12 protein-coding genes and 2 tRNA genes are annotated in these 13,530 nt (G+C 48.9%); 5 read left to right on the top strand and 9 right to left on the bottom strand.

Annotated features, from left to right (window positions below):
- Positions 1-25: 25 nt before the first annotated feature.
- The 4 genes from QL223_RS15025 to QL223_RS15010 form a co-directional block, all read right to left on the bottom strand.
- Positions 26-1,234 (bottom strand): NupC/NupG family nucleoside CNT transporter, encoded by a 1,209-nt coding sequence (locus QL223_RS15025; RefSeq protein ID WP_281545179.1) that lies wholly within the window; start codon positions 1,232-1,234, stop codon positions 26-28.
- A gap of 440 nt (positions 1,235-1,674) precedes the next feature.
- Positions 1,675-2,370 (bottom strand): VC0807 family protein, encoded by a 696-nt coding sequence (locus tag QL223_RS15020; RefSeq protein ID WP_002539120.1) that lies wholly within the window; start codon positions 2,368-2,370, stop codon positions 1,675-1,677.
- A gap of 461 nt (positions 2,371-2,831) precedes the next feature.
- Positions 2,832-2,908: transfer RNA gene (locus QL223_RS15015), tRNA-Asp, on the bottom strand.
- 42 nt (positions 2,909-2,950) lie between these two features.
- Positions 2,951-3,041, bottom strand: a tRNA-Ser gene (locus QL223_RS15010).
- A gap of 234 nt (positions 3,042-3,275) precedes the next feature.
- Here QL223_RS15010 and QL223_RS15005 point away from each other — a divergent pair.
- Complete coding sequence (locus tag QL223_RS15005; RefSeq protein ID WP_281545178.1) at positions 3,276-4,655, top strand: phosphatase PAP2 family protein; 1,380 nt, start codon at positions 3,276-3,278, stop codon at positions 4,653-4,655.
- 63 nt (positions 4,656-4,718) lie between these two features.
- Here the strand turns inward: QL223_RS15005 and QL223_RS15000 are convergent, their stop codons facing one another.
- The 4 genes from QL223_RS15000 to QL223_RS14985 form a co-directional block, all read right to left on the bottom strand.
- Positions 4,719-6,068 (bottom strand): dicarboxylate/amino acid:cation symporter, encoded by a 1,350-nt coding sequence (locus QL223_RS15000; protein ID WP_002541690.1) that lies wholly within the window; start codon positions 6,066-6,068, stop codon positions 4,719-4,721.
- Positions 6,069-6,404: 336 nt separating this feature from the next.
- A complete protein-coding gene (locus QL223_RS14995; RefSeq protein WP_039850483.1) occupies positions 6,405-6,884 on the bottom strand; it encodes a hypothetical protein in 480 nt (159 codons plus the stop codon).
- A complete protein-coding gene (locus QL223_RS14990; RefSeq protein WP_002541688.1) occupies positions 6,881-7,813 on the bottom strand; it encodes an ATP-binding cassette domain-containing protein in 933 nt (310 codons plus the stop codon). The genes QL223_RS14995 and QL223_RS14990 overlap by 4 nt, the downstream gene beginning before the upstream one ends.
- Positions 7,810-8,661, bottom strand: a complete 852-nt coding sequence (locus tag QL223_RS14985; protein ID WP_002541687.1) for an ABC transporter ATP-binding protein — start codon at positions 8,659-8,661, stop codon at positions 7,810-7,812. The genes QL223_RS14990 and QL223_RS14985 overlap by 4 nt, the downstream gene beginning before the upstream one ends.
- Before the next feature lie 163 nt (positions 8,662-8,824).
- Between QL223_RS14985 and QL223_RS14980 the strand changes: the two genes are divergently transcribed.
- The 3 genes from QL223_RS14980 to QL223_RS14970 all read left to right on the top strand — a co-directional run bounded on the left by QL223_RS14980 (position 8,825) and on the right by QL223_RS14970 (position 10,347).
- The gene (locus QL223_RS14980) at positions 8,825-9,205 is read left to right on the top strand and encodes a cysteine-rich CWC family protein (protein ID WP_152442417.1); all 381 of its coding nucleotides are present in this window, start codon (positions 8,825-8,827) and stop codon (positions 9,203-9,205) included.
- A 72-nt stretch (positions 9,206-9,277) separates the two neighbouring features.
- Positions 9,278-9,580, top strand: a complete 303-nt coding sequence (locus QL223_RS14975; RefSeq protein ID WP_002541683.1) for a PTS fructose transporter subunit IIB — start codon at positions 9,278-9,280, stop codon at positions 9,578-9,580.
- Positions 9,577-10,347 (top strand): PTS sugar transporter subunit IIA, encoded by a 771-nt coding sequence (locus tag QL223_RS14970; RefSeq protein ID WP_002541682.1) that lies wholly within the window; start codon positions 9,577-9,579, stop codon positions 10,345-10,347. Before QL223_RS14975 ends, QL223_RS14970 begins: the two co-directional genes overlap by 4 nt.
- On the opposite strand, the gene QL223_RS14965 is transcribed toward QL223_RS14970, so the two are convergent.
- The gene (locus QL223_RS14965) at positions 10,339-11,184 is read right to left on the bottom strand and encodes an AraC family transcriptional regulator (RefSeq protein WP_002541680.1); all 846 of its coding nucleotides are present in this window, start codon (positions 11,182-11,184) and stop codon (positions 10,339-10,341) included. The genes QL223_RS14970 and QL223_RS14965 overlap by 9 nt on opposite strands.
- 411 nt (positions 11,185-11,595) lie before the next feature.
- Here QL223_RS14965 and QL223_RS14960 point away from each other — a divergent pair, with 411 nt between their 5' ends.
- Entirely contained in the window at positions 11,596-13,503 is a 1,908-nt protein-coding gene (locus tag QL223_RS14960; RefSeq protein WP_002541678.1) for a fructose-specific PTS transporter subunit EIIC, read from the top strand.
- Positions 13,504-13,530 lie beyond the last annotated feature (27 nt).

Raw genomic sequence — 13,530 nt, 5'->3', positions numbered from 1 at the left:
CTAGGCACTAGGGTCTGTAGACCTGTTATAACGCGATAAACACACCGGCCAATGCTGCACTCATCAGGTTAGCAAGAGTTGCAGCGACAACGGCGCGAAAACCTAACTTCGCCACATCCTGACGACGCTCTGGTGCCATCGCACCAATTGAACCTAGGTTAATCGCAATCGAACCGATGTTCGCAAAACCACAAAGCGCAAAGGTCACGATAATCTGGCTATGTTCAGACAGGGTATCCTTCACGTTCACAAAGTCCATAAATGCCACGAACTCGTTCAGAATGGTTTTTTGACCAATCAGTGCACCCGCACTCAGTGCTTCGCTCCATGGAATACCGGCTGCAAATGCCAGTGGCGAGAACAGGTAACCAAAAATCAGTTGCAAGGTTAGGCCTTCAAAGCCAAACCAGGTACCGACAATCTCAAAGCCAGCATTCACCATGGCAATAACGCTGACGAACGCAATCAGCATGGTACCGACAGCTACTGCCACTTTTACGCCGTTCATCGCACCGGAAGCCAGTGCATCAACCGCGTTAACGTCTGCGCTTTTTTCCAATTCGATGTTTTCCTGCTCAATCGCGACTTCACGTTCTGGCACCAACATCTTCGCCATCAGCAATCCACCTGGTGCGGCCATAAAGCTTGCTGCAATCAAATATTTCAGTTCGATGCCCAGCGCCGCATATCCACCAAGCACGGAACCTGCCACAGACGCCATGCCACCTACCATGATGGCGAACAGCTCTGAACGGGTCATGTTCTTCAAGAATGGGCGGATAACCAGTGAAGACTCACTCTGGGAGAGAAAAATGTTGCTGGTTGCAGCCAAAGACTCGACCTGAGAAGTACCCAGAAGACGTCGAATTGCACCGCCAATCACTTTGATTAGCCATTGCATGATACCGAGGTAGTAGAGAAGAGAAATGATGGCAGAAAGGAAGATGATGAGAGGAAGAACGCGGATAGCAAAAATGAAATTACCACTTGCCAGATCACCGAAAACAAAACCGATTCCTTCGTCCGCAAAAGCTAATAATCCTGAAACGCCGTTGCTGATTGAACCGAGAAGAGATTGACCAAGAGGGAAATAGAGAACCAACGCGGCAAAACCGGCTTGAAGGGAGAAAGCGCCAAGAACAGTTCGCCAATTAATGTCACGACGACTGTCTGAAAGTGCGTAAGCACACGCTAACAGGGCCAATACGCCGGCCAAGCTGTAGATGATTTGCATTATGTTACCTTGCTTATGTATCTGGATTTTGGCGGGTTTTGATTAGACGCGCGCAGGCAGAGGCAACATGGCAGGAGGCTGCAGATGTTGTCTTACCCAAAGGCGAATATCAAAGGCCCATATACCCAAACGACCTGCAGAGGCAGGATGTAGTTTGTTTGGGTACTAATGCTCACAGTTACGCTGGGCCCAGTTCCTTGGGGCAAGTTTCCATTTTGCAGCCGATTGAAAGCTTGGTTATTCACGCCATTCGTTAACGAAAAGCGCTCGCTTTAACCGGGCGGGGAATATAGCAAAGCCAAACCGTACGTGACAATGATCACTTTTGTTAAATTTCACGGTCTGATGGCAAAACAGGCTCAAGAGGCTGATTTGAATAAAACTAAAACGAGAAAGCCCGGCTAAAATGCCGGGCTTGTCGATGTTTCTTTGAGCTGAACTCACTTCAAGTGGAAGATTTGTTCTGTTTCCAGTGACGTCATCGCTCGCACCTGACGCCACACGTAGTAGAAAATACCCAGCATCATCAATGTGCTTGGAATCGCAATCATCGGATAGCTGTAGAGCGTCATCTTACCCAACTCTTCATTGAACGCCACCGTGCCTGCTGGGCTGGTCACAATCCAGGTTGCGAGGAAATAATTCATCACGGAAGAGAACACAAACGTGCTGGCGAACAGATAGTTTGAGATGGTCAGACAGCGGTCAAACGCATCCGTGTTGTTGGTTTGTGCGAGACGTTCTTTAATAAGTTCGAGATTCAGGAGGGTATCGTTAAAAACCAGCTTCTTCACAATCGGATAAGGCGTGAAAGTGGAAATCAACACCGCCAGACCAATCACACCAGGAATCAAGGCTTCTTTAATCGCCAGCCATTGCGTATCCAGCTCTAGCAACCCAATCCCGCCAGTCAGCAACACACTCACAAAGCCCAGCGCGGCAATCAGATTCAGTTTCTTGCTACGAACAAGTTCCAATCCACCGTAAGCTACCGGAAAGGCCAGCGCCACCACCAGCGCCATCACGGTGCCTAGGTGTTCTTCGCCACTGAACTTCATCAAAATGAACGAAGGCAAAAATACGTTAAAGACAATTTCGAACAGTGCGTTCGGCTTTTTGGTTTCGGTATTACTCATAATCTTCCAGTTTAAAGCGCCATGTTATTTTTCAGGCTTTGTTGAATTGTTCCCTGACAGCCGCGAGATGTAAAGGTTGGATAACTCATCCTGTGTAACGACATGTGTCGCTTCCCTTGTTACTCAGGCAGCTATTTGACGTAAAAAGTTCCGACAAAGCTCAAGTGAGTGGGATTTTAAGATACGAAAAAGCCCCGACATTTCTGTCGAGGCTTCATTGTGTTGGCGGAGCGGACGGACTAGAGCGCGCCGGGCTCCCGGACGCGGCCCAAAGTGCGCAGCACTTTCTGGGGCGCGTATAAGAAAAAAGCCTGACGCTTTCGCATCAGGCTTAAATCGTTGGCGGAACGGCCGGGCTGGCGCTCCAGCGGGACTCAAGCCGTATGGCTCGTGAGAGTCCCCCCATTGGAATCTGATAAATACAAAAAAGCCCCGCAGTTTCCTGCAGGGCTTTGTTGTGTTGGCGGAGCGGACGGGACTCGAACCCGCGACCCCCGGCGTGACAGGCCGGTATTCTAACCAACTGAACTACCGCTCCAATTCTTGTGAAATCCAGCTTTTCAGCCCAACTTCCAGAATGTGGCGGAGAGATAGGGATTTGAACCCTAGATACGCTATTAACGTATGCCGGTTTTCAAGACCGGTGCTTTCAACCACTCAGCCATCTCTCCGTAAGTGCGGCGAATATTAGCGAGGTCTAGGAAGGCTGTAAACCCCCTTTTTGCATGTTTTAACTCAAATGCTCAAAAAGCCACCAGGAACTATGCATTTTCTTGCTGCACATCAGAAAACCCAACATCTTAAAAATGGGAAATTAACCTTCAAAACGAATTTTAAACTTTCTCGCACCCTGAATGTCAGTGACTGCTAGAATGCCCATTAACTAAAACAATTCGAATATGACGATGACAAGAAAACTGCTCACCTTCTTTCTTTGCTTTTTTGCCCTTTCACCCGCATTTGCTACCGAACAACCGGAAACCATCAGAGGCGCAGCCTGTTTAGTCTCAGATGATCAAGGCCGTGTGTTAGTCACCCGGGATATTCTGAATAACCGAATTTCAATACCTGGCGGCTTTGTGGATAGCGACAACCCCGCTGATGCTGCGATCCGCGAGACACTCGAAGAGACGGGTATTGCGGTTGAAGTGGTCAAGGAGTTTGCGCGGTTAGATAGAGCCGTTTTGTTTGATTGTCGCGCCCTATCCCCTATTGCTATCCATAATCAGGAAGATGGCAATGCTATGGTGGCCAGTTGGCAAGCAGAACATTTTGGCCGTGAGGTGAGAAATGTTGCCATGATGACGCCAAGCTCTGTAGACATTAAAGAAGTCCGATTCCCCAATCAGGTAATGATGATCCCAACCTGGCTGGAGACAGCCACCCCCAGTGAAACCGCGCATTTTGATGATTTCAGCCACATGAGTGCTGAATTCAATGTGTGGAATGCGTCGATTAACCAAGCATTCCAAGACGCCATCAAAGCGATGCCTTCTATTTTTGGTGGACTGCTTACAGCGTCCTCGGCAATGGGAGGCGGCGTGTTGTTCTTCTTGCTTATCCCAATTGCAATGGCATCTGGCGGCGTAAAACGGGTTTCTCAATTGATGTTTACAACCGTCGCTGTCACCTTGATTGTCAGCTTCGCAAAGCTGCATTTTGCTGTTCCAAGACCCTTTTATCTGTTCCCAGATCTTCAGCTTACAGGCGCTTCAGGCTTTGCTTTCCCGAGTGGCCATACAGCCACAGCCTTCGCAGTGTGGGGACTGGTTTATCTGTGGTTGAAACAAGCAGGTAAGGGATATCTCGCTATTTGGTTAATACCGTCGGTATTGGTGGCATTAAGCCGTGTTTATCTTGGTGTCCATTATATCACCGACGTGCTGGCCGGAGCCGTGATTGGTACGTTGGTGGTGTCAGTTTCACACGCTTTGACTCAACGCCAGAGCAAAGTTGTTTCGCCAGTATTGTGGGCACTGATTGGCGTTGTCTCTCTTCCGCTTGCCGCCACCCAGATCCAGCCAACTTTTCTCTACTGTGCGGCTTTTTCACTGACTTTCGCTGTGATGCTGTTCCTGACCAAAAAGCGAACCCCGGCTATTGAAACACCTTTGGGTAAGAAGGGATTTATCTGGTCATTGGTCAGTGTCGCGGGAGTCGCCGGGCTGATTGGCGGCGTTGGGCAAGTGTCCAACTCAAGTATCGAAATTCTTGCTGCAACCACACTGGGGTTTGCCTTGTTGGCTGTGCTGTTATCTTGGTTGGTTCCGAAACTCAGCAGATAACTCGCCAACAGCCCGCCACAAAAAAGAGCGCCCTGAGGCGCTCTTTTCATTTAGAAGACCAAATTAGCCTTTCGCGATATCTGCCAGTTCTTTTTCCGCATCGTGGTCAATTTCCACATGCGTAATCACACCAGCGTTTGGATCGTTGAAGACTGACTCATCCAGCTTGCCTTCGCTCTTCGCAACGATACAGCTAACTGCCGCATCACCAGTAACGTTAACCGCGGTACGAACCATATCCAGCAGACGGTCAACACCCAGGATAAGGCCGATACCTTCCAGTGGCAGACCAACCTGTGCGAATACCATCGACAGCATGATCAGGCCAACACCCGGTACACCAGCAGTACCGATAGAAGCTAGTACAGCCATCAGAATCACAGTCAGGAAGCCACCTACACCCAGATCAATACCGTAGATGTTAGCGATAAATACCGTCGCGACACCCTGCATAATCGCCGTACCATCCATGTTGATGGTTGCACCAAACGGAACGGTGAAAGAACCGACAGAGTTCTTAACGCCCATACGCTCAGTCACGGTACGCAGCGTAACAGGAATGGTTGCGTTCGAGCTTGCAGTACTGAAAGCGAATACCTGCATGTTGCGGGCTTTCTTCATGAAAGTGACGATGTTCAGGCCTGAGAACACTTTCAGGATGGTTGGGATAACCACAAAGAGGTGAACCAGCAGGATACCAATCAGAACAACCACATAGCCAATCAACTCAACAAAGAGCCCCAAGCCGAGGTTGGCCATGGCTTTGGCGATCAAACAGAACACAGCGTAAGGTGCGATTTCCATGATGAGGGTAACCATCTTCATCATGATTTCGTTCAGCACTTCCACCAGCTCAACGACTTTCTTCGCTTCTTTACCCACCATCAAAATACACACACCCATCAGGATGGCGAAGAAGATGATTTGCAGCATCTCGCCTTCGGAAAGCGCATTCACTGGGTTGTTAGGGATGATGTCGATAAGCACTTGAGAAAGTGGCGGCGCTTCACGGCCCGAGAACGCAGTATCCGCCGCCATTTGCATGCCGGTACCGATACCGCTGATTGATGCGATGGTGATTGCTACAGCAATCGCAACAGCGGTCGTCAGAATATAAAGCGCGAAAGATTTCGAACCCACTCTGCCGAGCGTTTTAATGTCACCAATCCCGCATACCCCGCAAATCAGCGAGAAGAGTACAAGCGGGACAACCATCATTTTCAACGCGTTAACAAACATTTTGCCCACAACGTGGAACAAGCCGTTTGTGATGTAGGTGTCAACAAATCCACCTGCTGGGTTTAAACCCAGAATGTTAATAGCAAGTCCAAGAATAATACCGGCTACCAAACCGACAATAACCTTGGCGGTTAGGCTCATCTTGCCATCACCGTTTGATGCTGCGTCTACCATATTGCCTCCATGACTTTAGTTATGCAGTCGTGAAAACCCTTTCTTTTGTCTTGCTTACTGGCAATTGGCAAAATTTGCACGAGCTAATTATGCATAATTAGTCACAAAGAGAGATATTCCATTCACTCAATGAGAAAGTGGTTGAATTAGCTTAAAAATTAACCAGTAGCGAGCGACTTATTTCGGGTATCCTCACAACTGGCAATAGATATATCGTGAATTGAAATTCCGCTTTGTCTCGAATTTGAGTGATTTTGAAGTTTTTGTTAACGAGCCATTAACGAAATATGCTGCATGGGAATAAAGACAGATAATTGGCGAGTCTTGCAGCAGGTTCTATCCTGCTGCGACTTCCTGGGAAAGGTTTAAGTGATTCTGTGCGGTCATGAAACTCACGTGGGCTTCAATTAAGGTTTTGGCTTCGCTTTGCCAGTACTCGCCGTCCTGACACTGGCAGTACTCAAGCAGTACCACGACTAAAGCATCCATCCGTTGCAGGCACCATTTCTTCACTTTCAAATCGTGCCCAATGTTGCTGCCCATTTCCTGCATCTTGCTGTAGGCGAATTGGAGGAAAGCGTAAGCGCCTTCGAAACTGTCCTGAGCATTAAGGTGATGATGAATGCGCATACACGCATCCAACCAGTAACCAATCGCCTGACTCTTAGACTCATCAATGTATGGAAGAAACAGTGACGGCGGCGCCTGCTTCACCATTTCTTCAAGACAGCAGATTTCATTGATGTTTTGATTACAGTACCAGTTTTGAACCTCACCCAACCAGACATCCACGGTCAGTTCATTGGACCGATTCATGCCGCCGACTCCCAATTGCGCACAAAGTGATTGTCCGAAACTTTCTGGATTTCAGGCTGCAGTTTCGCACTGAGAATACGAACCTCATCGGCGTTCTGGGAGTAGTTTTCGGTTTGATGGATAAGATCCGCAAATGGCAGATCCGGATCTGGCACGGCAGAAATCAGAAGCTTGGTGTAAGGGTGTTGTGGATTGGAGAGAATCTCCTGTGTATCGCCCCACTCTACGATTTGTCCGCGATACATCACCGCCGTTTCTTCCGCAATGTAGTGCGCTGTGGCTAGGTCATGAGTGATGTAGAGAAAACCAATTCCCATCTCTTTCTTCATGCGCTGCATGAGGTTCAACACGCCCAAACGGATTGAAACATCCAGCATTGAGGTTGGTTCATCCGCCAGAATCACTTCTGCACCCACACCCAACGCTCTTGCCAGATTGATGCGCTGACGCTGACCACCACTAAGCTGGTGAGGAAACTTGGAGAGACAATCCGGATCCAGTTCGACCAGTTCCATCAGTTCGCGTTGGCGTTGTTTCACTTCCTCTTCGGTCGTGGCCTGGTTGTGGATTTTCAGCGGTCGAGCGATATGGTGATCGATAGTGTGAGCCGGATTGAGCGAACCAAACGGGTCTTGAAAGACCATCTGCACATTACTCCGGTATTCGCGCAGTGCTTTGCCCGAATTGATGCTATTGATGTTCTGCCCTTTAAACAGAATGTCTCCCGACGTAATACCATGCACCTTGGTGATAAGACGTGCCACGGTACTTTTTCCGCAACCGGATTCTCCGACCAACGCTAATGCGCGCCCTTTGTGAAGATCAAAGCTGATGCCGCGCAGTGCTTCAAAGGGTTCTTTTTTGGAGAAACCGCCGCCTGCAAGGAAGGTTTTTGAAACGTTCTTAACTTCAATGATTGGCTGGCTCATGCGGTTGCCCCCTCTTCAAACTTGGCTTTGCTGCCTTCACGGTCGTGAATATTCGGGAAAGAAGCCCAGAGCTTCTTGGTATATTCGTGCTGCGGGTTCTGTCGGATTTCTTTTGAGCTATTCACTTCCACTATTTCACCGTGGCGCATGATGGCAATGCGGTCGCTCAGTTGAGTCATCAAAGCCAGATCATGGGTAATGAAAAGCACAGAGAAGCCAAACTCTTCTTTGAGGGTGAAAATCTGCTGAAGGATTTCGCGTTGCACCACCACATCCAACGCCGTTGTGGGTTCATCCATGATGATAAGTTTCGGACTCAAGCTCAGTGCAATCGCAATCACCAAACGCTGACGCATGCCGCCACTGAACTGGTGCGGGTAGTCTCCCAACCTATCACGGGGAATATTCACCAAGTCCAACATCTTGTAAGCGCGATCAATTGCCTCAGCGCGCGTCCAACCTTTGTGGTGGCAAATCACATCCACGAATTGCTCTTCGACCGTGAGCACTGGGTTCAGGGAATTCATGGCACTTTGGAATACCATGGCGATCTCGCTCCAACGAACCGCTGCCAGCTCTTTTTTGGACAGCGTGCGTAGGTTTCTCGCTTCCAGCCAGATTTCGCCGCCGGAAATGTACGCAGGTGGCTTGTGCAGATTGTTCACCGAAAATGCGATGGTACTTTTTCCGCAGCCGGATTCCCCTGCCAAGCCGAAGACTTCACCTCGGCCAATATCAAAACTGACCGATTTCACCGCACGGAAATGACCATCATCCGTGATGTAGTCAACGCAAAGATCTCGAACCCTTAACAAAGGGTCACTATGAAAGGCGTGTTCACTTGCCATGTAGATTCACTCCCAAAACAATATTGAATGCAAATTATTATCATTTCTTTTTGCAGTAAAATAAGTTCTCAAAAAGAGTGAATTAGATCGCAGAGTATTGGGGAAGGATCGCAAGCGTCCTTTCAGGTACAATTCCCGCTCATTTCTCTAACCCGTGGTAAGCATGAGTCAATGTCCTGAGTGCGGAAACGCGCTTGAATGCACTGCTGAGTCTGGTCAATGCTGGTGCATGCAGTATCCCAATATTCTTCCTCCCGCAGCAGAGGACAACCTCTCGTGTCTGTGTAAAACCTGTCTGGCTAAACGCATTAACGAGAAGCTGAAAACCCTCTATCAGGAATACAGCACCAATGACTTGATTCGTCTGGCAAAGCCCTATCGCGAGCATAAAGAGTTAGTAGAAGGACTGGATTACACCATCGAACGTGGACTTTATGTATTCTCAGCTTGGTACCATTTACGCCGTGGCACCTGTTGTGGCAATGGCTGTCGCCACTGCCCATACGGCAAAGCAGAACCATCAGGCTACAACAACGTGGGCTAAATCACGGACTGATTGAAGTTCTTAGCTGAAAATACACCGCTTTTTTTCACTCAAACAAGACAATCCAGAAAAATGAAAATCGTTGCTGTCACAGCCTGCCCTACAGGTATCGCCCACACTTATATGGCTGCTGCTGAACTCAAAAAAGCTGCGCAACAAATCGGTATTCAAATCGCAGTAGAAACCCAGGGCGCGATGGGTATTGAGAACCCACTCAGCATTCAGGATATCGCCCGCGCGAATGTGGTATTGATTGCCTCAGACATTGAAGTAGAAGACCGCGCCCGTTTCACTGGCAGTAAAATCCACTGTGTGACCATTGAAGAAGTCTTGACGGATCCCGTGAAAGTATTGGAGCGCTGCAAAACATTATGATCACCCGGAGGATCACCTTCTTTGTTGATGAAGAAGGCTTGGCAGCATGGAGGCTGAACCGTCTGAAAACGCTGGCGGGCTATTTCCGATCCGTCACGATGTTCTGCAATATCTCCCAGCGCAAACAAGCCAGTGTCGAACACCCTATAAGGATGATGAGCCTGAGTATCAAGCCGGGCGATCTCTGCCAGTTATTGATTGAAGGGTCTGATGCCGAGCTTGCTTCCATGGTGCTCACCGATTTTCTGGATGAACATGCTCACGTACTTTCCGGTGGCAAAAATAGTGCGCCATTTGAGCCTTCAGATCATGTCACCCTACCCTTCACGGGCTGCATCCACCGCATTGATAGATCTCCACTAGATAAACACGCGTTATTGGCAGAGTTCGCCCTGAAAGTTTCAATGACTGAACCTGCCAGTCAGGAAGACTTGTTCAACGCGCTGTATAAACGGGAGAGTGTTTCAGCGACCTTTATGGGCAATGGCATTGCACTGCCCCATATCATTTCGCCGAATGTCACCAAGGCGCATCTGATGATAGCGACCACATCCTTACCATTGGATTGGGGCTCTCAGCGAGGTGAAGTGACGCGGGTGATAGGAATGATGCTCCCTGCGCCACCGGTTCGCGCGCACGTGGTCGCCTTTTCTGGCTTTTCTCAATTGCTATTGGAAGAACATTTCTGCCGATATCTCACCGATAACCAGGATACGGATATTCTGGAAACCATCATCATCCATTCCCTTTCCAATGCGTCAGTCTGAGCCCCGATATTCAGACGGTGTCATGCCAGTTTTGGACTTAAACACGCGGTAGAAGTAATTGACATCCTGAAAGCCACAACGGGTTGCCACTTCCCCCAACCGAAAATCATAACGTTTCAACATGAACTTGGCTCGGTCTATCCGCACCCAGGTAATGTAATCCGCCATCCGCATATGGCCTTGCTGTCGGAAAAGCCGCGACAGGTGATTCGGCGTGATATTGAAGCGGTGCGCTATCGACTCACGAGTGATGTGGCGGTGAAAGTTCTCCTGAATGTAGATACAAATCCCCTGATACAAATCTTCCACCCGGTTACGTGTACCAGCAGCGGGCGCGGTAAGCGTCTGCTGGCAATAGCTCAACAGCGCATGGAGCAGGTATCCATCCATCGGCGTTTGCACGGGCTCTTTGGCAAGTGTATTCAGCGCAGCGAGAATATGGTCAATCGCATGGCCGGTTCGGGTTTGGAGACTGTACTTTTGCACGTCATAAAAACCCGGTTGATTTTTAGCCTTACTCACCAAACTGAAGCCCAGTTGGCGCTTGCCGAACAAAAGGCTCAGGACGGAGCAGTCTGTGTCCCAGTTGGGTTTGTTCCAGCTGTTTGGCGGCACATACAAAGCATCCCCTGCCAATAGTTTCGATTCAGTGATCGACTTGTCGGGGTTTTCCAAAAGGTTGGGATATTCACCGCTGATCACCAGTTCAACGCGGGGAAAGTTGACCTGATAACTGAATTGAGGTGGCGTCACTTGATCGCTCGCAAACCAGATGCGATTGAAGTGTTCGCGCTCTGCCAGAAGATTCTCCAGCAGCAGTTGAAAGACCTGACTCATGGTTATTTTTTCTAGTACTCAATAACGCGCCGATTATGCGCTCGCGTAATTTAACCAACCACATATTCTCCACGGCACGTACTCATTGCGTGACAAGGCTCACCAAAAATGCGGTCTCTGCTACCACTTATAGGTTACTAATCTCTAGCACCATTGAAAATACTCCAAATCTCGCGCACTAACAGATGATAAATGAACAAATATAAGTACATGAATATTATATATTTAAAGTTACCTCCTTACTAAATCATAACTCTTCTCTTAATGAGAACAAGATCACACCTCACTTTTAATGTTACAAATATCCAGTAAAAGCCTTATCTCTCCTCTTCAAACAGTACGCGCGAAAACGGGAAAATATATCTATTGGTGAGAACCGTTAAAAACAAAAACTTTTGAGGGATAGACATCATGATTACATCGCTAATCAATGAAGATCTGATTTGCCTGAACCTGAAAGCAACGTCCAAAGAAGACGTTTTTGCCGAGATGATTGAACTTCTGCATGCTCAGGGCAGAGTCAACGACAAAGCACAGTTCCTGGCTGATATTTACGCCCGTGAAGAACTGGGTAACACCGGCTTCGAAGATGGCGTTGCCCTGCCGCACGCAAAAAGTGCTGCAGTGATTGAGCCTGCTGTTGCTATCGGTATCAGCCGCGAAGGCATCGAATACGGTGCTGAAGATGGCCTGCCTTCAAAACTCTTTTTCATGATTGCTTCGCCAGACGGCGGCGCAAACCACCATATTGAAGTGCTGGCTGAACTGTCTTCAAAACTGATTGAAGATGGCTTTATCGAAAGCTTCATGAAAGCCGAAAGCGCTAGAGAGGCGCTCGCTCTGCTACTCGAGAAAAAACAAGAACTGGAAACACCAGAAGCCAATAAAGGTTTGCTGATTGGTGTGACTGGTTGCCCTGCAGGTGTTGCACACACTTATCTGGCGGCAGAAGCACTGGAGAAAGGTGCAGCAGAACTGGGCTATGAAATGAAGGTAGAAACCAACGGTTCTATCGGCGTGAAAAACAGCCCGACTGCAGAAGAAATTGCCCGCGCAGAAGCGATTATCGTTTCCTGTGACAAGCAAGTGGACATGACCCGTTTTGCTGGCAAACGTCTGATCAAAACCGGAGTTAAAGCGCCAATCAAAGATGCAAAAGGCTTGATCAATCAAGCGCTGGAAGCTCCAGCATACGTTGCTTCTGCTGATGACAAAGCATCTGAGTCGTCTGAAAGCAAAGCTTCTCAGGCACGCTCTGATTTGTATCGTTACCTGATGAATGGCGTATCTCACATGATCCCATTCGTAGTAACCGGTGGCCTTTTGATCGCACTGGCACTGGCAATTGGTGGTCAGCCTACCGAAGCAGGCATGGCGATCCCTCCTGGCAGCATGTGGAACAAAGTGTTGGATGTGGGCGTGGTTGCCTTCACCCTGATGATCCCAATCCTTGCCGGTTACATTGCTTACGCGATTGCTGACCGTCCAGGTCTGGCTCCTGGCCTGATTGGTGGCTGGATTGCCAACAACGGTTCGTTCTATGGCGCAGAAGCAGGTACAGGCTTCATCGGTGCTATCGTTGCAGGTCTGCTGGTGGGTTACTTCGTGAAATGGGTAGCTACCCGTAACTATCACAAGTTTATCCAGCCATTGGTGCCAATCATGATTGCACCAATCACAGGTTCTCTGTTCATTGCTGGTCTGTTCATCTTCGTGATCGGCGCGCCAATCGCGGGACTGATGGAAGGCCTGAATACTATGCTGACCAACATGAGCACAGGTAACGTTATCCTGCTGGGTATTGTGCTGGGTGGTATGGCTGGCTTCGACATGGGCGGTCCATTCAACAAAGTGGCATTCCTGTTCTCTGTCGGCATGATTGCAAGCGGTCAAACACAGTTCATGGGTGCGATGGCATGTGCGATTCCTGTTGCTCCTCTAGGTATGGCGCTGGCTACGGTTATTGGCCGCAAGTTCAACATCTTCGAACAGTCTGAAATAGAAGCGGGTAAAGCTTCCGGTGCCATGGGTCTGGTGGGTATCTCTGAAGGTGCGATTCCTTTCGCAGCACAAGACCCAATGTCAGTGATTCCTGCGAACGTTATCGGCTCAATGGTTGCTGCGGTAATGGCCTTCTCCTTCGGTATCACTAACAGCGTGGCTCACGGTGGTCCAGTAGTTGCCCTTCTGGGTGCAATGAACAAACCTGTACTGGCTCTGGCATGTATGGCAGCGGGTGCAGTGGTGACCGCGCTGGTTGCAGTATCCCTGAAGAAAATGCGTCAGGCGAAAGCGCAAAACGAAGTAGCAACAGCTTAATCTTGCGAAGAACGCTCCCTAAGGGGA

It is taken from the genome of Grimontia sp. SpTr1 (genome assembly GCF_947387585.1).
Classification (GTDB): Bacteria; Pseudomonadota; Gammaproteobacteria; order Enterobacterales; family Vibrionaceae; genus Enterovibrio; species Enterovibrio indicus.
Note: the sequence above shows the minus strand (reverse complement) of the source record. Positions and strands in the feature narration are given on the sequence as shown.